This window comes from Streptomyces sp. NPDC030838 (genome assembly GCF_055572035.1).
Window position 1 is genome coordinate 1410584 of record NZ_JBVIED010000001.1, and the last position, 20162, is coordinate 1430745.

Below are 20162 nucleotides of genomic sequence, written 5' to 3' on the forward strand. Positions count from 1 at the left end.
CGGGAGGATGAGGCTGCGCACCCCCGCGGTGTCGGTGTACACGGTGCCGACGGACGCCCCGGAGGCGGACGGCACCTTCGCCTGGGACACCACGACGGTCGTCTTCGCCGAGGTGTCGGCGGGCGAGGCCACCGGCACCGGCTGGACCTACGGCCCGCCCGCGGTCGGCGACTTCCTGCGCGACCATCTCGCCCCGCGCGTCGAGGGCTGCTCCGCGCTCGACGTACCGGCCGTGCACGACCGGCTGGTCCGCGCCGTGCGCGACGCGGGCCGTCCGGGCGTCGCCGCCTGTGCGATCTCCGCGCTGGACATCGCGCTGTGGGATCTCAAGGCCCGGCTGCTGGAACTGCCCCTGGCGCGGCTGCTGGGGGTGGCCCGGGAGCGGGTGCCGGTGTACGGCAGCGGCGGCTTCACGACGTACCACGACATGCATCTGGCCGCCCAGTTGAACGGCTGGGTGCACGGTCAGCACATTCCGCGCGTGAAGATGAAGATCGGCGAGGCGTGGGGCCGGGCGGTCACCCGCGATCTGGCCCGGGTCCGGGCGGCCCGCCAGGTCGTCGGCGAGGACGCCGAGCTGTACGTGGACGCGGGCGGCGCCTACACCCGCAAGCAGGCGGTGCGGGTGGGGCACGCCCTGGCCGAGCACGGGGTGGGCTGGTTCGAGGAGCCCGTGCCATCGGACGACCTCACCGGGCTGCGGCTGCTGCGCGACACCCTGGTCTGCGACGTGGCGGCCGGCGAGTACGGCTACGACCTGCCCTACTTCGCCCGGATGATCACGGCCGGCGCGGTCGACTGCCTCCAGGTGGACGCGACCCGCTGCGGCGGCATCACGGACTTCCTGCGCGCCGCGGCCCTCGCCCAGGCGCACGGCCTGGAGATCTCCGCGCACTGCGCCCCGCACGCCCACGCCGCGGCGGCGGCCTCGCTGCCCAACCTCCGCCACCTGGAGTGGTTCCACGACCATGTGCGGATCGAGGCGATGTTCTTCGACGGCGTCCTGGACCCGACGGGCGGCACGGTCCGCCCCACCGCGGGCGTGGGGCACGGGCTGACGCTGCGGACGGACGAGGTGGAGGATTTCCGGGTCGCCTAGCGCCGGACCGGCAGTCCCCGGCGGACCGACCGTCCCCGGCGCCGGGCCGACAGTCCTCTAGCGCCGGACCAGCCGCCGGACACGCCGCGCGGCGAGCAGAGCCGCTCCGGCTGTGAGTGCGGCGCCCATCCGCCCGCGCTGCCGGGACAGCCACTGCTGGGGGCTCCGGTCGTAGGACTCCTCGTCGAACCGGCCGTGCGCCCCGAAGTCCCGTCCGTGCGGCCCGTCGGCCGGTGTCCACAGGTTCCCGCCGACGGCGGAGACCTGCCCGGGCCCGGCCTCCTCCTGCTGGGCGGCGTACCCGGTCCGCGCCAGGTACCGGTCCAGCACGCCGGGCGCCACGGCGTTGGCGAGCAGGGTGGCCACCGTGGAGCCGCCCACCCAGTACTCGCGGCGCCGCGCGTGGGAGGCCGCGTGCACGATCGCCCGGGCGGCGACCTCCGGCTGGTAGACCGGCGGCACCGGCCGGGGCCGGCCGGGCATCCGGCTCAGCACCCAGTCGAACTGCGGGGTGTTGACCGCCGGCAGCTGCACCATCGTGGTGCGCACCCGGCTGCCCTGGTGCAGCAGCTCGCAGCGCAGCGACTCGTTGAACCCCTGGATCGCGTGCTTGGCCCCGCAGTACGCGGACTGCAGCGGCACCCCGCGATAGGCGAGCGCGGACCCCACCTGCACGACGGTGCCCTTGCCGCGCGGCAGCATGTGCCGCAGGGCGGCCCGGGTGCCGAACACACAGCCCAGGTAGGTCACGTCGGTCGCCCGGCGGTACTCGTCGGGCGTGATCTCGGTGAACGGTGCGAAGACCCCGGCGAGGGCGTTGTTGACCCAGACGTCGATGTGCCCGAACGCGTCGACGACCTGCTGGGCGGCGTCGTCCACGGCCTGCGCGTCGGCCATGTCGACGGTGACGACCAGCGCCTCCCCGCCCGCGCGCTGCACCTCGTCGGCGGCGGCCGCCAAGCCCTCGCGGCCGCGGGCCAGCAGGGCCACCCGGTCGCCGCGCGCGGCGAAGGCGCGGGCCGTGGCCCGGCCCACGCCCCCGGCGGCCCCGGTGACGACGACTGCTCTGCCGCGCCGCGACGGCATCCCCGGCCGGCGCATCGCGGTCACGCCCGGTGGTGCGGCCGCTCGGGGTCGATGTCCTCCGGCCGCGGCGCGGGGGCGCCGGTCCCGCCGGGGGCCGGGGTGCCCGCGCCCGGTGCGCCGGTGGCGGCACCGGCCCCACCCGGGGCGACCGGCGGCATCGGCGGGTAGGGCATGCCGAGCCCGCTGGGCGGTGCGGCGGGCGCGGTGCCGCCGACGGTGCGTCCGCTCCCGGAGTCGTACATCGACGTGTGCTTCGGCCGGGCGGCGCCGCGCAGCGCGTAGGCGACGGCGCCGAGGATCACCGCGGTGATCAGCGCGGCGGCCCAGTCCGGCAGCGCGAGCGCCAGGGCGAGCCCGACGGCGAGCGCGAGGGCCGCGCCCGCGTACAGCGCGACGGTGCCGGACGCGGCGTACAGCATGGCCGTCCTGCGCTGCTTGCGCGTCTGCTCCCGCAGTTCGTCGCGGATCGTCTCGCGCGCCACCTGCGCCAGCTCGTCGACGAGGTGTTTGTCCAGATGCTCCAGATGATCCATGCGGTTCATGGCCGCCGGGTACCCGGTGCCGGTCGGGGATAACGCTTGGTCACGGCGCCGGTCGCGGGCGACGCTCGGTCACGACGTCGGCGGGCGCATCCGGAAGTCGTACCGCGCGGGCAGCGGCTCGTCCGAGAGCCGGGCCCACAGCAGGCCGATGGACTCGGCGCCCTCGCGCAGGTCGGCGACGTCGAACCCGGCGTCGAACACGGCGCGTGCGGCGTCCCGACGGCCCTCGGCGAGCAGCAGTCCGGCCTCCAGTAGCCGGAACCCGCCGCGTGCCCGGGTCACCGGGTCCAGCCGCTCCCACACGGCCCGCGCCCCGGCCGTCCGTCCGACCGCGAGCAGCGCCTCGACGGCCTCGCGGCCGAGGGCGGCGGCGATCTCTGCCCGTCCCCCGGCGTCGTCCCGGCAGAGGGCCTCGTAGGCCTCCGTGTACCGGTCCGCGGCCCGCTCGTGGTGGCCGTCCGCCCGGTCGGCGACGGCCAGGCAGCGCAGCGCGGGCCAGTCGGACGGGGCCAGGGCGAGGCACCGCTCCCAGCTGCGCACCGCCTGTGCCCGGTCGCCGGCGTGCCACTGGGCGACCCCCAGGTGATACTCGGTGAGCGGGGTGGCGGGCGCGGTCTCCAGCATGTCCCGCCAGTGCGGGGCGACCAGGGTGGGACCGGGCGGCCCGGAGCGGCGCGGCTCGGGCAGGGCACCGGCGCGCAGCAGGTGCAGCCAGGGCGCCTGGTCGTCGCCGAGGGTGTGCTCTCCGAAGGGCGTACCGGACAGTTTCCAGCCACCACGCAGCACTTCGAGCGCACCCCAGCCGGAGCCGCGGGCGAGGGTCTCGCCGGGTTCGGTGTCGGCGTACGGCCGCCAGGCGGCGTACGCCTCGTCGACGGCCCGGCGCGGCAGTACGGCCTCCAGCCGGTCCTCGGCGGCGCGCAGCACGTCCGGCCACTCCCCGTCGGGCGGGGTGTCCAGCGGCCCGTACGCCTCCAGCCAGGACACCTCGCTCCCGGCCTCCAGCCGGACGTGTTCCAGCTGGGTGCGGGCGAGCCCGGCCTGGATCTCGCAGTAGCCGCCGGTGCCGGGCTCGGTGAGCCAGTCCTGCCAGCGCCGCCCGCCGCTGCCGGTCCCCCACACGAACAGCTTCCGTCCGCGCAGCACGTCGGTGGACGTCTGCACCAGCCCGTGGCCGTCCGCGCCCACGGCGGCGATCCAGCGGCGCCGGCCGTCGGGCAGTTCGTAGAAGTAGTCGGCGGCGTAGGTGCTGTTGAGGGGATACGTGCGGTCGATGCCCTCGAACGCCGGGACGGGCACCCGGCGCAGCCGCCGCTCGTACCCGAAGTGCCAGGCTTCCTCAGCGGGGGCGAGGACCCTGCACTCTTCCGGGACGGCGATGTTGGACCACCAGTAGGCGGGCACCGGCCGCTCGTGCGGGTTGCGGATCCGGACGCCGGCGTAGAGGAAGTCGGAGCCGTCCGGCAGCCACAGGTCGACCTGGAACGGCAGGTCGCGCAGGCGCTCCCACTCCCACAGCCGCAGCATCTCGCCGCCGTCCGGGGCGGGGACGCGGGCGGCGTGCAGGGGTGAGCAGGAGAGGGTGGTGTGGCCGGTGGCGCCGATGTTCCATTCGACGCCGCCGGAGAACCAGGCGCCGTTGAGGGCGAAGTCGGCGGGCTGGAGGACCGGGTTGCGGTAGAGCAGTTCACGCCCCCGGTGTTCCAGCGAGACCAGCCGTCCGCCGAGGCCGGGCAGCACGGTGGCGCGCAGCCGGTCGTTCTCGATCACGAGCGCGTCGAGGTCACGCGGTGCGCGGAGGCGGTCGTAGCCGTCCCGGACCGGTACGGGCAGCAGGCTGCGCAGCGGTTCGTAGCCGATCTGGCGGGCCATGTCCCGCGGCAGCTCGCGGCGGTCCCGCTCGTCGACGCGGTGCACCTCGTCGAGGGGCCGCAGCGGGGGCAGCGGGTTGTCGGGACCCAACTCGGCGGCGGGCAGCGTCACTACGGCGCGTCGGATCGTGGTCACGATCTCCATGGAACCCGGCGTCCCGCCCCCTGAACAGGGGACCTACCGGTCAGGATTGGGCAAAGGCGCCCACGACGACATCGGCGAGCAGCGCCCCGGCCGTGCCCTCCGGGTCGAGATCGGGGTCGTAGATGGTGACGTTGAATCCGACGCAGCGCGGTGAGCCGAGCAACGGGCGCAGCAGGGCGACGAGTTCGTCGGGCAGCAGTCCGTCGGGGTCGGGGCTGTCGACCGCGGGCATGACGCTCGGGTCGAGGACGTCGGCGTCCAGGTGCACCCAGAACCCGTCGAGTTCCGGAATGGCGAAGGACTCGGCGGTGGCCCGGGCGAGCGCGTCCGCGCCCCATTCCCGCAGGTCGCCGACTGTGACGACGGGGATCTTCAAGGCGGCGAGTTCGACGCAGTCCTCGTCGTCCCGGAAGGCGTCGCGGATGCCGAAGAACCGCACGTCCTCGTCGCGCAGATAGGGCCGGAGCTCCTCCAGGTTCGTCAGGTCCTCCTGCCCGCGTCCGGTGGCCAGCGCGACCTCCTCCCCGCCGGCCGCGCCGATCCGGTCGGAGTTGCCGGGGTGGCGGAAGTCCGGTGAGGCGTCGACGGCGGCGAGCCCGTACCGGCCGAGGCGGCGCAGCGCGAGCGAGGCCCCGAGCTGGATGGAGCAGTCACCGCCGAGTACGACGGGGAAGTCCCCGGCGCGGACGTGGTGCTCGATGCGGTCGGCGAGCTTGCGGGTGTAGGAGGCGATCGCGGCGGCGTTGAACACGCCGTCCCCTTCCCGCCAGTCGCCCCGGTCGTAGCGCGGCGGCACCACCACCCCGCCCTCCAGGGCGCCCAGCCTGCGCACGATCCGCTGCTCGCGCAGGGCACCGGCCAGCTTGTAGCAGCCCGGGACGGTGCCGGGGGCGGGCGGGCGCAGGCCCAGGTTGGAGGGGGCGTCGAGCACCACGATATTCCGCATGCGGTCCATCGTCGGCGACGCGGAGGCCGCGCTCAACCGGAATCGCCCAGGTCAGCCCGAAGCCCGCATCTCGACGGTGAGCGCCCAGCGTTCGTGGTCGCGCCAGGCCCCGTCGATGAACAGCATGTTCGGCGAGAAGCCCTCCAGCCGGAAGCCGAGGGCCTTCGCCAGGCCGATGGAGGCGGTGTTGCCGGGCTGGACGTTGATCTCCAGCCGGTGCAGCCGCATCGTCCCGAACGCGTACCGCACCACCAGCTCCAGGCCTTCGCGCATCAGCCCGCGCCCGGCGGCGTGCGCGAAGGCGCCGTAGCCGAGGGCGCCGCACTGGAAGCCGCCGCCGACGATGTTGTTGATGTTGATGAACCCGGCGATGGCCCCCGGCCCGGCCGGGCCGTCCTTCTCGCAGACCAGGAACCCCGCCTTCGTCGGATCGTCGATCAGCCGGCCCGCGTACGCGGTGTACGCCGCGAGGGTGTCCGGCGGGAAGAGCCACGGGTGGTGCAGGTCCTTGCTCTCCCGGACGCGCTGGGTGAACTCGGCGCCGTCCCGGTGGGTGAAGTGGCGTATGCCCACCCGGGGGCCTTCGGCGAGGTAGCGGGACGTGGTGTGCGGCATCGATCCAGCGTACGACGCATCCGGCCGGACCACGCGGGCCGGCCACCCGAGCCACTCAGCCACCGGTCACCGGCCACTCAGCGGGCGGCCACTGGGTCCACTCAGCCGCCGACCGCCGGCAGCCGCAGTACGCCGGTGTCGTCCGGCGCGCTCACCACGGTCACCGGTTTGACACCCCGGTTGCCGAAGTACGCGTCGTCGCTCGCCGCGATCACGAACCGCAGCCGGTGCCCCGCCTCATAGCGGTGCACGATCCCGGGCAGGGTCACGGTGAACGGCTCGGTGACGTCCGGCACCCGCACGGGGGCGACCAGCCGGTGCACCAGCGTCCTCGTGCCGTCGGGCGCGATGTCGTACAGCTTGGCGAACAGCACCAGTTTGTCGGCGGCGTCCCCGGAGTGCTGGGTGCGCTCGGCCGCCGGGGAGACGACCTTCAGGGTGGCGCGGGGCGCGCCGACGACGGTCAGGGGCCGGGTCAGCGGCTCGCTGGTCCAGCCGAGGTGGGTGCCCGGAGTGTCGTACGGCGCCGGGTCGGGCAGTCCGATCAGTCCGGCCAGCGAGCTCTCGGAGTGGCTGCTGGGCAGCAGCCCGTTGGTGTACGAGCGGCTGCCGCGCGTCACCTCGGTGCGGTTGTCGACGAGCTTGCCGTCGCCGGAGAGGTACAGCGTGTTCGTCAGCGCGGGCAGCCGGTCGGCCGTGGCATAGGTGTCGTCCGGGTCGGTGATCCAGGCGCGGTGGTAGGCGAAGGCGGGTCCGGTGTCGGCGGGCCTGCGGTGGAGATGGCGGTCGAACCAGGCGAGGATGCGGCGGCCGACGTAGCTGGTCTCCAGGTTGCCCTGGGCGAGGTTCAGTTCGCCGGACGCCGGGCTGGTGAGGCCGCCGCTGTGGCCCCAGGACTGCCAGATCATCTTCACCGGCGTGCCCTGCGCCTTGAGCGTCCGGTACGTCGCCGTGGCCTCGTTGAGGTTGAACAGGGTGTCGGCCTGCCCCTGGACCAGCAGGGTCGGCGCCTGCACCCGGTGCAGGTAGGAGACCGGGGAGACGCTGCGGGCGTAGGCGAGCAGCTCGGCGGTCCGGTCGGCCGGGTAGCGGCCGGAGTTGAGGGTGCGGACGGTCTCGCAGGCCCGGGTGACGAAGTGCAGACAGGCGAGGGAGTTGATGCGCGACGGGTCGAGGCTGGGTTGGAGCAGCGGCTGGCCCTCGCCGATGAGGTAGAAGCCGTTGGTCCACTGCCACTTGAAGGCGCCGGGGACGTCCCGCGCGCCGACCGCGTTGTTCGGGTCGAGGGAGTAGGCGAGGTCGTGCCAGGTGATCATCGGCACGAGCGCGTCGACGCGCCGGTCGACGGCGGCGGTGGCGAGCTGGACGGCGCCGCCGTAGGAGCCGCCGATCATGCCGACGCGCGGGTCGCCGGCCCGGTCGAGGGTGACGAAGTCGGCGCGGGTGCCGTCGTCGGCGGTCCGCTTCCCGCCGAGGAAGTCGACCAGTTGGGCGGCGGCCCGGCCGTCGGTCTCGGGGTCGTCGAGGGAGATCAGACAGCCCGACTTGCCGAAGCCGAGTCCGGAGTAGACGAGTGAGACGTAACCGCGCTGGGCGAAGGCCTTGCCGATGGCGTCCGTGGAGCCGTCGTCCTTGCTGCCGCCGAAGCCGTTGGTGGCGAGGACGGCGGGTGCGGGGTGGTCGCGGTCGACGCCGGCGGGCCGGTAGAGGTCGGCGTCGACGGCGCAGGTGCGGTCGCCCGCCCGGACGGTGAACGTCAGGGCGGTCACCGTGTAGGGCGTGGTGGCGGTGGCGGGAGCGGTGAGGGCGAGCGGGGCGGTGAGGGCCGCGCCGAGCACGGCGGCGAGGGCGGCACGCGATCTGGGCGCACGTCGGGGCACATGGACCTCCACACTGAGGACAACCCGATACCGACCAGTAGGTACTGGTCGGTAGTCATGCTGTGACACGTGTCAGAGCGGGTCAATCACCGGCACGGAGGTTTCTTGACGGGAACTCAGCCGGGGCACGGTCAGCGCAGCGCCGGTTCCTCCAGCGTCAAGGTCCCGGCCGACGCGTCGAGTTCCGCCCGCACCCCGAAGGGGATCGTCAACGCGCCGGCGCAGTGCCCGAATCCGAACTCCTCCGCCACCGGCACGCCGAGTCCTCCGAGCCGTTCGGCCAGCAGGGCGCGCACCTGGTCGTAGGGACCGCACTCCTCCCAGGAGCCGAGCAGCACCCCGCGCACCCCGTCGAGCCGCCCGGAGCGCAGGAGTTGGGTGAGATAACGGTCCAGGCGGTACGTCTCCTCGCCCACGTCCTCCAGACAGAGCAGCCCGCCCTCGGCGGAGGGCCGGGCGTGCGGGGCGCCGAGTTCGGCGGCCAGCAGGCACAGACAGCCGCCGAGCAGCACGCCACGCGCCCGCCCCGGCACCAGGGCACGTCCACCCGAGGCGATCACGCGGACCGTCTCCGGCGCGAACAGGGTGGCCCTCAGATGCTCCTGGGCGCGCGCGCTCTTGATGAAGTCGATCCCGGCGGCCATCGGCCCGTGCAGGGTGACCAGGCCCAGCCGGACGGCGAACGCCTCGTGCAGCGCGGTGATGTCGCTGAAGCCGACCAGCACCTTGGGCCCGGCGGCGCGCAGCGCGTCCCAGTCGAGCAGGTCGACCATCCGCTGCACGCCGTAGCCGCCGCGGGCGCACAGCACCGCGTCCACGGCCGGGTCGCACCAGGCGGCCTGGAAGTCGGCGGCCCGGTCGGCGTCGGTGCCCGACAGATAGCCGAACTCGGGGTGCCGGCCGAGGACATGCGGGGCCACGACCGGGTCGAGGTCCCAGCCGCGCAGCACGTCGAGCCCCGCCTGCAGCCGTTCCTCGGGCACCGGCCCGCTGGGCGCGACGACGGCGACCCGGGCGCCGGGAGCGAGGCGGGCCGGCCGGACGAGTTCCTTCACTTGGTCAGCTCCAGCTGGGGGACGCCGGGCACCCGGAGCCCGAACACCTGGGCGTACAGGGACAGTTCCGCCTCCAGGGCGCGCCGCATGGTCTCCGCCCGGCGGAATCCGTGGCCCTCGCCCTCGAAGGCGAGGTACGCGTGCGGCACCCGCCGTCCGTTCATCCGGGCCAGGAACCGCTCGCTCTGCACGGGCGGGCAGACCGTGTCGTCCAGCCCCTGGAGCAGCAGGAACGGTACGGCGATCCGGTCGGCCCGGGTCACGGGCGAGCGCTCGGCGTACCGTGCGGGCACCTCGGCGAACGGCCCGACCAGGCTCTCCAGGTAGCGGGACTCGAAGTCGTGGGTCTCCCCCGACGCCCAGCCGGTGAGGTCGAGGACGGGGTAGACGATCGTGCCGCAGGCGTAGACGTCGGTGGCGGTGAGGGAGACGGCGGCGGTCCAGCCGCCCGCGCTGCCGCCCCGGATGGCGAGCCGCGCCCGGTCGGCGGTGCCCTCGTCGGCGAGGGCGAGGGCGACGGCCGCGCAGTCCTCGACGTCGACCACGCCCCACTGCTCGCGCAGCCGCTCCCGGTAGGCGCGCCCGTAGCCGCTGGACCCGCCGTAGTCGACCTCGGCGACGCCGATGCCGCGCGAGGTGAAGTAGGCGATGGCGAGGTCGAGGACGAGGGGAGCGCGGTCGGTGGGCCCGCCGTGCGCCCAGACGACGTACGGGGGCAACTCGTGGGCGGGGGCGGTGCACGCGGGGTGGTGCGGCGGGTACACCCGGGCGTGGATCTCGCGTCCGGCGGGGCCGGTGAAGGTGCGGATCTGCGGCTCGGGGTAGTACGCGGGGTCGACGGCGTGGTCGTGCGGGGCGCCGATCACCCGGGCGCGGCCAGTGCGGGTGTCCAGTTCTACGACCTCGTGGGCGCTGCGCGGGCTGGCGCCGACGCCGACGACGCGCTCGCCGTGTACGGCGAGGGTGGGGGTGAACTCGGTCCACGGGCCGGCGCTGTCGACGAGTTCACCGGATTCGGGATCCAGTATGCCGAGTACGGTCGACCCCCGACCGTGGACGACAGCGATCAGCCCGTTGTCCAGCGGCGCGAACCAGCGGCTCCCGACCTTCCACAGCGGGCCGCCGAACTCCTCCTCGCGCGGGCACAGCGGTTCGCCGTCGCGATACAGGTTCCACCAGCCCGTACGGTCGCTTGTATACAGAAGACGGTTGTCCGCCGACCATTCGACCTGGGCGATGGACTCCTCCGGCCCCCCGGCCACCGTCCGCGCGTCCCGCAGCCCGCCGTCGTCCCCGATCTCGGCGACGACCAGTTCGGTCCCCTCCCACGGCATCCGCGGATGGTCCCAGGCGAGCCAGGCCGCCCGCCGTCCGTCCGGCGCGAGCCGCGGCCCGGTGACGAAGCGGTGCCCGCCGTCGCTCAGTTCGCGGACGGCTCCCCGGTCCTCGGCGGCCGAGCCGTCCAGCGGTACGGCGGCCAGGACCCGGCGGACGTCACCGGGCCCGTCGCCGGTGAACTCCTCCAGCACGCACCACACTTCCCCGCGTTCCGCCCGCAGCAGCGGATCGGCCCAGCGCAGCCCGCCGCCCACCGCCGACACCGGAGTCAGCGGACGGGGCGGGCCGCCGCCGGGCTCGTACCGGTACAGCCGCTGGTCGGCGCAGTGCGCGAACACCACCAGCGGCCGGCCGTCCACGACCGCGCCCGCCCAGGGCCGCCCGCCGTACTCCCAGACCCGGCTGCGCACGTTCCACGGCGCGGGCAGCACCTGTTCCTCGACGCCGTCCGCCCGCCGCCGCACCAGGGCACGCCTGCCGCCCTCGGCGGGCCGCGGCTCGGTCCACCACACCTCGTCTCCGACGAAGCCGACGTACTCGGGATGGCCGTCGTGCGCGGCGGCGAGCGCCGCGTCGATCGGGGAGGGCCAGGAACCGTAGGCCAGGGTGCGCACCTCTCGTCCCCCGTCCGCCTAGGCCGTCCGCAGGAAGCGGTCGAGGACGCGGACGCCGAAGTGCAGCGCCTCGACCGGCACCCGCTCGTCGACGCCGTGGAACATGGCCTGGTAGTCGTAGCCCTCGGGGAGCCTCAGGGGGGTGAACCCGTAGCCGGTGATGCCGAGCCGCGAGAACTGCTTGGCGTCGGTGCCGCCGGACATGCAGTACGGCACGACATGCCCCTCCGGCGCGAACTCCTCGACGGCGGCGCGCAGTTTGGCGTACGTCGGCGAGTCCACCGGCGCCTGGAGGGCGACCTCGTGGTGGTGGAACTCCCAGTCCACGTCCGGCCCGGTGAGCAGGTCGAGGGTGGTACGGAACTCCTCCTCGCCGCCGGGCAGATACCGCCCGTCGATATACGCCACGGCCTCGCCCGGAATGACGTTGATCTTGTAACCGGCGTCCATCATGGTCGGGTTGGCGCTGTTGCGCACGGTCGCCTCGACCAGCTTGGCGGCCGGGCCCAGCTTCTCCAGCAGCCGGTCGACGTCGCGCAGGTCGGTGTCGATGCCGTAGAGCGCGGCGAGTTCGGTGAGGGCGGCCCGCACGGTGGGGGTCAGCCGCAGCGGCCACTCGTGGGCGCCGATCCGGGTGATCGCGGCGGCGAGCCGGGTGACCGCGTTCTCCCGGTTCACCTTGGAACCGTGCCCGGCGCGGCCGCGCGCGGTGAGCTTCAGCCAGGCGGTGCCGCGTTCCCCGGCGGCGATCGGGTAGATCTGCCGGCCGGCGCCGTCGTGGAAGGTGAACGCGCCGGACTCGCTGATGCCCTCGGTGCAGCCCTCGAACAGGTGCGGGTGCTCGTCGGCGAGGAACCCGGAGCCGTCCTCGGCGCTGGCCTCCTCGTCGGCGGTGAACGCGATCACGATGTCCCGGCGCGGCCGGAAGCCCTCGCGGGCCCAGGCCCGGACGACGGCGAGGATCATCGCGTCCATGTTCTTCATGTCGACCGCGCCCCGGCCCCAGACGACCCCGTCGCGCACCTCCCCGGAGAACGGGTGCACACTCCAGTCGGCGGCCTCGGCGGGCACGACGTCCAGGTGACCGTGGAGCAGCAGCGCGTCGGCGGACGGGTCGGTGCCCTCGATCCGGGCGACGACGTTGGTGCGGCCGGGGGTGCGCTCCAGCAGCGTCGGCTCCAGGCCCGCCTCGGCCAGCCGCCCGGCCGCGTACTCGGCGGCGGGCCGCTCCCGGCAGTCGCCGCCGCCCCGGTTGGTGGTGTCGATCCGGATGAGCCCGGAGGTGAACTCGACGACCTCGTCCATCGCGCGCTGGTCAGCCATACTGCTCCTCCACTGCGGCCGAGACGACGGTGGTGACCGCCTTGAAGGTGCGGATCCCCTCGTACATGGTCGGACTGGTGTACGCCACCTTGCGCTCACCGATCCGGTCGACACCCGGCACGACGGTGGCGGCCATCGCCAGATGCTCGGCGTCGAACTCGACGGCGACTGTATACGGTCCACCGGCTACGGAAGGCGCGCCAGCCGTATGCGACCCACCGCCTGCACCCGCACCGCCGACTGCATACGATCCACCGGCGACCGGATCCCGCCGACCGGCCAGCGCCACCGCCTCCTTCGCCGCAGCCCGGATGTCCGCCGCGGTCCTGGCCGGCGTACGGCACACCGCCGCGTACCGCGACACATGGTCCTTCACCGCGACCTTCAGCGCCTCCGGCGCGTACCCCAGCGCGTCCTCGCAGGCCACGTCGTCCCCGGTGACCAGCACGACCGGGACGCCGAACTCGGCGACGACATGCGCGTTGAGCAGCCCCTCGCTGGCCCGGACGTCGTTCAGCCAGACGCCGGTGATGGAGTTGGCGAGGTAGGTGTGGGCGAGGACGCCCTCCATGCCGGCGCCCGCGTGGTAGCCGACGAACGCGATGCCGTCGACGTCGCCGTGCTGCACGCCCTCCACCATGGACAGCGCCTTGTGCCGCCCGGTCAGCATCTCGACCCGGTCGTCCAGCTGTTCCAGGAGCAGATTGCGCATCGTCCAGTGCGCCTCGTTCACCAGCACCTGGTCCGCGCCACCGTCGAAGAAGCCGAGCGCGGCGGCCTGGACGTCCGAGGTGAACATCGCGCGGCACCGCTCCCACTGCGGTGTCCCCGGCAGGACGTCGGCCGGCCAGGTGACACCGGTGGCGCCCTCCATGTCGGCACTGATGAGGATCTTCACCATGCTCCCCACTCCGCTGCGTCCGGACCGCGGATCTTGTCGGCCTCACGTTACGCGCGGCCCGGACGGCAGACCAGAACGTACGCACAGCCACCGCTGTCGTGGCGGGCACCGGCGCTAACCCACGCGCCCCGCCACCAGCCAGAGCGACGGCAGCTGCACCGGTGCCCCGTCGGGCCCCGACTCCGTGGTGGTCAGCGGCAGTTCGCCGCTCGCCAGGACGGTGAGCCCGGCCGCGCTCAGCAACGCGGGGACGGCGGCGTCGGGCAGCTCGGCCGGCGCGATGCCGTGCCGGAACACCGGGGCCAGCTTGGCCGGCGGACCGGTGGGGCGCTGCGCCAGGGAGCGCAGGACCGCCCCGGCGGCCTCCGCGGGCTCGACGAGGAAGGCCCGCCCGCGGGTGCCGACCAGCGCGGCGATGCCGTCGACCAGCGGCTGCCGGTCGTCCGGCTCGCACTGGTGCAGTACGCCGCGCAGGTACACGTTGGTGTCGCCGAATTCGGCGTGCAGCGACTCGATCTCGCCCTTCTCGGCGGCGTCCAGCACCCGGTACGCCGCCTGTCCGGCCGGGTCCGCGCGCCGGGCGTGCGCCAGCGCCGCGGCGGACAGGTCGACGCCGAGGACCCGCCCGTAGCGCGCGGCGAGAAAGCGTGTCTGGGTGCCGTTGCCGCAGCCCAGGTCGACCATCGGCAGGCCGGGCTCGGTCAGGTGCGGTTCGAACAGGCCGACGTGGAGACCGGCGGTGAGCGCCGGTTCCGCGTCCCAGAACACGGCCCCCGGTTCGCTCGGCGCCTCGTGCCAGAAGCCCTCCCAGGCCTCCCGATACCGACTCGTCACGCTCATGACCGACTCCCCAGGTGCGACGGCGGCCCGACCGAGTGACGGGCGAGTACGGTCTATCGCTCCCCGGTCACGGCCACAAGCGGGCCACACGGACCTTCACGGCACGTTCGACCCGTGGCCGCCCCGGCACCCGACGCCACGTCAGCGGCGCGGCAGCGTCAGTTCGAACCAGACGCTCTTGCCCGCGCCGGTGCGGCTCGCGCCCCACTCCCGGGCGAGCGTGCTCACCACGCGCAGTCCGCGTCCGGCCTCGTCGCGCGGTCCGGCGCTGAGCAGGGTGGGCAGCTCGTGATCGTCGTCGTCCACCTCGCACAGCAGCGTGTCGCCGCGGACCAGCCGCAGTTCGAGGGGACGGCGGTGGGAGTGCCGTACGGCGTTGGTGACCAGCTCGCTCACCATCAGCTCGGCGGCGTCCACGAGCCGGGCGAGGCCCCACTCGTGCAGTTGCTCGCGCACCACCGCGCGGGCCCGGCGCACCTCGGCGGGGTCGAGGGCCAGCCGCCACTCGGCGACGTCGTCCGGCGCGATGCCGTTGAGCCGCGCCATCAGCAGCGCCACGTCGTCCTTGCGCCCGCCGCGGCCCGCCGCGGAGAAGGTCGCGGCGAGGGCGCGGATGATGGTGTCGCAGGCGTCGTCCATGGAGGCGGCCGGATGGGCGGCCGACGCGCACAGCGCGGCCAGGCCCACGCCGATGTCCTCGCCGCGCGTCTCCACCAGCCCGTCGGTGCACATCACCAGCCGGTCGCCGGGCTCCACGCGCACGCGTACGGCCTCGAAGGGCACCCCGCCGACGCCGATGGGCGCGCCGGTGGGCAGGTCGAGCAGTTCGCTGCGCCCGTCCTCGGCGCGGACGACCACCGGCGGGATGTGCCCGGCGTTGGCGAGGTGCAGCTCGCCCGCGATGGGGTCGTAGACGGCGTACAGGCAGGTGGCGAGGTAGCCGTCGCCGAGCCGCTGGGCGAGGTCGTCGAGGTTGCGCAGCAGCTGCGCGGGCGGCAGGTCGAGCGCGGCCATGGTCTGGACGGCCGTGCGCAACTGCCCCATCATCGCGGCCGAGTTCAGGCCGTGCCCCATGACGTCGCCGACGACGAAGGCGGTGCGGGCGCCGGGCAGTTTCACCGAGTCGAACCAGTCGCCGCCGACGCGCCCCAGCAGGGTGCCCGGCAGATAGCGGGTGGCGATGTCGCAGCCCGCCATCCGCGGCGGGATGTGCGGCAACATGCTGTCCTGGAGCGTCTCGGCGACGTTCTCCTGGTGGGTGTACATGCGCGCGTTGTCGAGCACGAGGCCCGCGCGGGCGGCGAGTTCGGCGCCGGTGACCCGGTCCATGTCGTTGAACTCGGTGCGCTCGGGGTGGCGCAGCAGGATCATGAAGCCGAGCACCACGTTGCGTGCCTTGAGCGGCACGACGAGCATCGAACGTCCGGTGATGAGCGGCCGGATGTCCCGCTTCTCGAACTGCGCGGCGATGGCGTGGCCCATCTCCTCGCTGATCCGCGGCACCAGGACGGGTTCGCCGGTGGTCATGCACTGGAAGAACGGCGTGTGCGCCGGGAAGGGCATGGCCTCGCCGACGGGGACGACGTCATCCCAGCGGCCGGGTTCGTCGGTGTGCTCGACGGCCACCCGGTGCCACATCGTGGTGGTGTCCGGCGCGCCCTCCGGGAACCCCTCGCCGGCGACGACCTGTTCGCGCAGATAGGTTCCGGCGACGTCGGTGAAGCGGGGGACGACGGCCTTGCTCACCTCGACGATGGTCCGCGCCAGGTCGAGCGAGGTGCCGATCTTCCCGCTGACCTCGTTCAGGAACTCCAGCCGCTCGCGTACGGCGGCGTACTCCAGGTCCTCGCCCTCGTCCCGGAGCTCCTCGGGCACGGGCTCCCCGGCCGCCACGGCGCGGGCCAGCCGCTCCCGGCGCGCCCGCCGCTCGGCCCGGCGCGGCACGCCCCAGTCGGGGGTGACGGGCACCCGGTCGTTCTGACTGAACTCCAGGATCGGATAGCCCAGTTCGAGGATCTGGGAGACGATCCGGGCGCTCTCGTCGACGCTCATGCTGGGCAGGATCTCGGGGAGCCGTCGGGCCAGTTCCGGGGCGCCGGGGAAGTCGGTGTGCAGGGCGAAGCCGGGCGCGATCCGCTCGACGGGCGCGGCGCCGCCGGGCTCCCCGGTGTCCCGCGGACGCAGCCGGGCCGCGTCGGCGGCGAGCACGAGCAGCCGCTCCGGGCCGGGACCGACCAGCGGATAGGCCCACCAGAGAACGTCGACGCGGTCCCCGGCGGGCACGGTGAGCCGGGCGCGGCCCGCGGCCGGGTAGGACAGCCCACCGTCGAGGGAGGCCTCCAGGCCGGGGCCGAGACCGTCGTACCCGGTGCCCGGAGGGTCGTCCTCCGGGAGCGCGCCCGTGACGGGCAGCAGGTCGGTCACCGGGCGGCCGATCGCGGTCTCCTTGGCCGTGCCGAACAGCCGTCGGGCGCCGCTGCTCCAGTGGGAGACGAGGCCTTCGCGGTCGACGACGACCACGGCGAGCGGGACGCGTCCGGGCGCGGGGTGGCCGGTCGCCGCGACCGTCCCGGTCTCGTGGCCGTCAGGCGCCTCCCGGTCGGTGCCACGGTCCATGGCGCAGGCCCTCTCTCCCCTGGCTGCGGATGATCTGTGCCCCGGCCACCACCGTACGGCGACGGCCGCGGGTGAGGGGCGGCAATACGGGAATTGACGCCACCGGTCCGCTCCGGCGCGCACGCCGGGGCGCCGTGCGCCCCTATGAGGCAGGCCCTAGTCCTCGTGCCCCAGTTGGAGATCGCGTTCCGTACGGCCGCCGCCCGCCATCTGGAGCACCGTGGCCACGGGCGGATAGCCGGCCGCGATGACGGTGTACTCGCCGGACGACAGGTCGACGAACCGGAAGATGCCGTCCGGGCCGGTGGTCAGGGTGTCGACGACGTTGCCCGCCGCGTCGAGCAGGGTCACGCGCGCGTCCTCGACGGGCCGTCCGCCGCCGGCCCGGACGGTGCCGCGCAGTACGGCGCCGCCCGCGAGTTCGATGTCCTGGCGGGTCTCGCGGGCGGCCTGGACGGTGACGGGGAGCGCGGCGGGGCGGAAGGCGGGCGCGCTGGCGGCGAGGGTGTACTCGCCGGCGACCAGTTCGGTGATGACGTAGCCGCCCTCGCGGCCGCTGCGGGTGCTGGCGACGACCTCGCCGTGCACGTTGGTGAGGGTGACGGTGGCGTCGCGTACGGGGGTGCCGTCGGCGGTGACCACCGTGCCCGCGAGGCGCCCGGCGCCGCCGAGGACGACGTCCAGCTCGACGGGGCGCTCGCCGACGGTCACGGAGACCGCCTGCGGCTGGTGGCCGCCCGCGGCAGCGATGAGGACGTACGCCCCTGAGCCCGGCGTGGCCAGCGCGTACCGGCCGTCCTCGCCGCTGGCGCCCCGTCCGATCTGCTGTCCGGCGACGTCGATGAGGGTGAGCGCCGCGCGGGGTACGACCGTCCCGTCGGGGTGCTGCACCGTGCCGCAGACCGGGATGCCGCCCGCGTACGCCGCGCGGGCGTGCGGGATCGGGGCGGGCGCCGGTGCGTATACCGGCGGGGTCTCCGGGGCGGTGGCGGAGGCGTTGTGGGACACCAGTGGTCTCTCCTTGAGGAAGAAGGCGAAGAGCAGGCCGAGGACGAGCACCGGCACGAGGTAGAGGAAGATCCTCGGCATGGCGTCGGCGTAGGCCTGGATGTACGCGTCGCGCAGCGCCGGGGGCATCGCGTGCACCAGCTCCGGGGTCAGCGACTCCGGGTCCGGCAGCCCGGCGCCCGCCCGCGCCGGGAGGTGGTCGCCGAGGGCGTCGGTGAGCCGGTCGGCGAAGAGGGTGCCGAAGACCGCGGCGCCGACGCTGCCGCCGATCTGCCGGAAGTAGTTGTTGGCGCTGGTGGCGGTGCCGAGGTCGGCGGGGCGGACCGAGTTCTGCACGGCGAGGATCAGCACCGGCATCACCAGGCCGATGCCGGCGCCGAGGACGGCCATCCAGACGCTGTAGTGCAGCCGGGGCGTGTCGGTCTCCAGCCGGGAGAGCAGCCACATGCCGACGGCGGACAGGGCGCTGCCGAGGACGGGATAGACCTTGTAGCGGCCGGTGTGGCTGATGAGCTGGCCGGAGACGATGGAGGCGCCGACGATGCCGCCCATCATGGGCAGCATCAGCAGCCCGGACTCGGTGGCGCTGGCGCCGTCCACCATCTGCAGGAAGGTCGGCAGATAGCTCGCCGCGCCGAACAGGGCGACACCGACCACGAGACCGACTAGACCGGTGACGTTGAAGACGGAGTCGCGGAACAGCCGCGGCGGGATGAGGGGTTCGGCGGCGAAGCGCTCGGCGACGAGGAAGAGCACGGTGGCGGCGAGGGCGCCCGCGCCGAGGCCGAGGATGACCCGCGAGTCCCAGGCGTGTTCGGTGCCGCCCCAGCTGGTCAGCAGGACCAGGCAGGTGGAGGCGGCGGCGAGCAGCAGCGCGCCGAGCACGTCGAAGCGCGGTTTCGCGCTGGGTTTGGGGAGTTTGAGGACGACGGCGACGACGGCCATGGTGACCAGGCCGAAGGGCACGTTGATGTAGAAGCACCAGCGCCAGGAGAGGTGGTCGGTGAAGTAGCCGCCGAGCAGCGGCCCGGCCACCGAGGCGAGTCCGAAGGCGGCGCCGATCAGACCCATGAACCGGCCGCGCCGCCTCGGCGGCACGATGTCCGCGATGATCGCCTGGACGCCGATCATCAGCCCGCCCGCGCCGACGCCCTGCACCGCGCGGAAGGCGATCAGCTGGTCCATGGTCTGCGCGCGTCCCGCGAGTGCGGAGCCGATGACGAAGACGACGATGGCGAACTGGAAGACGCCCTTGCGGCCGAGCAGGTCGCCGAGCTTGCCGTAGACCGGCAGTCCGACGGTGGCGGTGAGCAGATAGGCGGTGATCGCCCAGGACATCTTGTCCAGGCCGTGCAGTTCGCCGACGATCCGCGGCAGCGCGGTGGCGACGATCATCTGCTCCAGGGCGGCGAGGAGCAGCGCCAGCATGAGCGCGAAGAAGATCAACCGCACCCGGCGGGGGCCGAGTTCGACGGCCTGGGCGGGGTGCGGGGCGGGGAGCTGCGGGGGCGTCGCCGCGACCGGCTCGTCCTGTACCAGAGTGATCCCGCCCACGTACCGCTCCCCTCGTCGCGCCGCTGCACGATGCGCACAGAAGCCCTGTGCGCATCGGCAACTACACGCGAGCGCGACGAGTTACGGCGTAAAGCCGGTCGATACGGAGAACCACTCGATCCGGTGAGAGCGCCAACGCCCAGTAAGTGATTGACTCTTGACTACTTCTCGACTTCGGCGGCGAGCTTGGCGAGCACCGCGTCGTAGATCCGGCCGAGGCCCTTGGGCGCGAAGGTCTTCTCGAAGAAGCCGCCGATACCGCCGGCTCCCTGCCAGGTGGTGGTCACGACGACCCGGGACTTGCCCTCGCCGGCCGGGGTGACCCGCCAGGTGGTGACCATGGAGGAGTTGCGGTCCTTCTCGACCAGCTCGCCGTCGGTGGGCTCGCTGACCTCCAGGAGGCAGTCGCGGATGCGCTTGCTGGTGGCCTGCAGCTTCCAGTGGACGAGGGTGCCCTCGCCGTCGCCGCCCTCGCGCACCTCGTACTCGCTGAAGTGCTCGGGCAGCAGCTTCGCGCGCGTGCCGCTGTAGTCGGCGAGCGCGTCGAACACCGTCTCCGGGTCCGCCGCGACGACCCGTTCCGTAGTGGCCTCGACCTGCGCCATTGCGTACCTCCAGCACCTGGGTTCTCGGGGTTGGGGCAAGCCAACCACCCCGGCGCCCGGCCGCCCAAATCGGGGTCCTGTGTCGTTCGCACGATCATGGGAACACATGTTCTATTCTGTGGCC

At 73.8% G+C, this 20162-nt stretch carries 15 protein-coding genes; 1 reads left to right on the forward strand and 14 read right to left on the reverse strand.

The annotated features are described in order from the left end of the window. The first annotated feature begins 7 nt into the window (after positions 1–7). Positions 8–1099 (forward strand): enolase C-terminal domain-like protein, encoded by a 1092-nt coding sequence (locus tag ACZ42A_RS06335; RefSeq protein ID WP_468525967.1) that lies wholly within the window; start codon positions 8–10, stop codon positions 1097–1099. 57 nt (positions 1100–1156) lie between these two features. On the opposite strand, the gene ACZ42A_RS06340 is transcribed toward ACZ42A_RS06335, so the two are convergent. The 14 genes from ACZ42A_RS06340 to ACZ42A_RS06405 form a co-directional block, all read right to left on the reverse strand. Continuing rightward, the gene (locus ACZ42A_RS06340; protein WP_468526149.1) at positions 1157–2185 is read right to left on the reverse strand and encodes an SDR family oxidoreductase; all 1029 of its coding nucleotides are present in this window, start codon (positions 2183–2185) and stop codon (positions 1157–1159) included. Between the two features lie 20 nt (positions 2186–2205). Continuing rightward, complete coding sequence (locus tag ACZ42A_RS06345) at positions 2206–2727, reverse strand: phage holin family protein (RefSeq protein ID WP_468525968.1); 522 nt, start codon at positions 2725–2727, stop codon at positions 2206–2208. 69 nt (positions 2728–2796) lie between these two features. Further along, complete coding sequence (locus ACZ42A_RS06350; protein WP_468525969.1) at positions 2797–4743, reverse strand: DUF5107 domain-containing protein; 1947 nt, start codon at positions 4741–4743, stop codon at positions 2797–2799. Positions 4744–4783: 40 nt separating this feature from the next. Beyond that, positions 4784–5689 carry an arginase family protein gene (locus tag ACZ42A_RS06355; protein WP_468525970.1) on the reverse strand — a complete coding sequence of 302 codons (906 nt, stop codon included), beginning with the start codon at positions 5687–5689 and terminating at the stop codon, positions 4784–4786. Positions 5690–5740: 51 nt separating this feature from the next. Next, on the reverse strand, positions 5741–6304 hold the full coding sequence (locus ACZ42A_RS06360; protein WP_468525971.1) for a GNAT family N-acetyltransferase: 564 nt from the start codon (positions 6302–6304) through the stop codon (positions 5741–5743). A gap of 101 nt (positions 6305–6405) precedes the next feature. Further along, positions 6406–8184 carry a CocE/NonD family hydrolase gene (locus ACZ42A_RS06365; RefSeq protein WP_468525972.1) on the reverse strand — a complete coding sequence of 593 codons (1779 nt, stop codon included), beginning with the start codon at positions 8182–8184 and terminating at the stop codon, positions 6406–6408. A 131-nt stretch (positions 8185–8315) separates the two neighbouring features. Beyond that, on the reverse strand, positions 8316–9239 hold the full coding sequence (locus ACZ42A_RS06370) for a S66 peptidase family protein (protein WP_468525973.1): 924 nt from the start codon (positions 9237–9239) through the stop codon (positions 8316–8318). Next, a complete protein-coding gene (locus ACZ42A_RS06375) occupies positions 9236–11191 on the reverse strand; it encodes a dipeptidyl-peptidase 5 (protein ID WP_468525974.1) in 1956 nt (651 codons plus the stop codon). Before ACZ42A_RS06375 ends, ACZ42A_RS06370 begins: the two co-directional genes overlap by 4 nt. Before the next feature lie 18 nt (positions 11192–11209). Further along, complete coding sequence (locus tag ACZ42A_RS06380; protein ID WP_468525975.1) at positions 11210–12514, reverse strand: M20/M25/M40 family metallo-hydrolase; 1305 nt, start codon at positions 12512–12514, stop codon at positions 11210–11212. Beyond that, positions 12507–13412: a M55 family metallopeptidase gene (locus tag ACZ42A_RS06385; protein ID WP_468526150.1), complete on the reverse strand. Its 906-nt coding sequence runs from the start codon at positions 13410–13412 to the stop codon at positions 12507–12509. The genes ACZ42A_RS06380 and ACZ42A_RS06385 overlap by 8 nt, the downstream gene beginning before the upstream one ends. A 117-nt stretch (positions 13413–13529) precedes the next feature. Further along, a complete protein-coding gene (locus ACZ42A_RS06390; RefSeq protein ID WP_468525976.1) occupies positions 13530–14255 on the reverse strand; it encodes a class I SAM-dependent methyltransferase in 726 nt (241 codons plus the stop codon). 141 nt (positions 14256–14396) lie between these two features. After that, a complete protein-coding gene (locus ACZ42A_RS06395) occupies positions 14397–16871 on the reverse strand; it encodes an ATP-binding SpoIIE family protein phosphatase (protein ID WP_468525977.1) in 2475 nt (824 codons plus the stop codon). A gap of 156 nt (positions 16872–17027) precedes the next feature. Further along, on the reverse strand, positions 17028–19433 hold the full coding sequence (locus ACZ42A_RS06400; RefSeq protein WP_468525978.1) for an MFS transporter: 2406 nt from the start codon (positions 19431–19433) through the stop codon (positions 17028–17030). Between the two features lie 161 nt (positions 19434–19594). Continuing rightward, complete coding sequence (locus tag ACZ42A_RS06405) at positions 19595–20038, reverse strand: SRPBCC family protein (protein ID WP_468525979.1); 444 nt, start codon at positions 20036–20038, stop codon at positions 19595–19597. Positions 20039–20162: the final 124 nt, after the last annotated feature.

What these genes read in the sequence shown, in the direction of transcription:
- ACZ42A_RS06335 (WP_468525967.1), top strand. Translation starts at nt 8, where the DNA reads ATGAGGCTGCGCACCCCCGCGGTGTCGGTGTACACGGTGCCGACGGAC.
- ACZ42A_RS06340 (WP_468526149.1), bottom strand. Translation starts at nt 2,185, where the DNA reads ATGCCGTCGCGGCGCGGCAGAGCAGTCGTCGTCACCGGGGCCGCCGGG.
- ACZ42A_RS06345 (WP_468525968.1), bottom strand. Translation starts at nt 2,727, where the DNA reads ATGAACCGCATGGATCATCTGGAGCATCTGGACAAACACCTCGTCGAC.
- ACZ42A_RS06350 (WP_468525969.1), bottom strand. Translation starts at nt 4,743, where the DNA reads ATGGAGATCGTGACCACGATCCGACGCGCCGTAGTGACGCTGCCCGCC.
- ACZ42A_RS06355 (WP_468525970.1), bottom strand. Translation starts at nt 5,689, where the DNA reads ATGCGGAATATCGTGGTGCTCGACGCCCCCTCCAACCTGGGCCTGCGC.
- ACZ42A_RS06360 (WP_468525971.1), bottom strand. Translation starts at nt 6,304, where the DNA reads ATGCCGCACACCACGTCCCGCTACCTCGCCGAAGGCCCCCGGGTGGGC.
- ACZ42A_RS06380 (WP_468525975.1), bottom strand. Translation starts at nt 12,514, where the DNA reads ATGGCTGACCAGCGCGCGATGGACGAGGTCGTCGAGTTCACCTCCGGG.
- ACZ42A_RS06390 (WP_468525976.1), bottom strand. Translation starts at nt 14,255, where the DNA reads ATGAGCGTGACGAGTCGGTATCGGGAGGCCTGGGAGGGCTTCTGGCAC.
- ACZ42A_RS06395 (WP_468525977.1), bottom strand. Translation starts at nt 16,871, where the DNA reads ATGGACCGTGGCACCGACCGGGAGGCGCCTGACGGCCACGAGACCGGG.
- ACZ42A_RS06405 (WP_468525979.1), bottom strand. Translation starts at nt 20,038, where the DNA reads ATGGCGCAGGTCGAGGCCACTACGGAACGGGTCGTCGCGGCGGACCCG.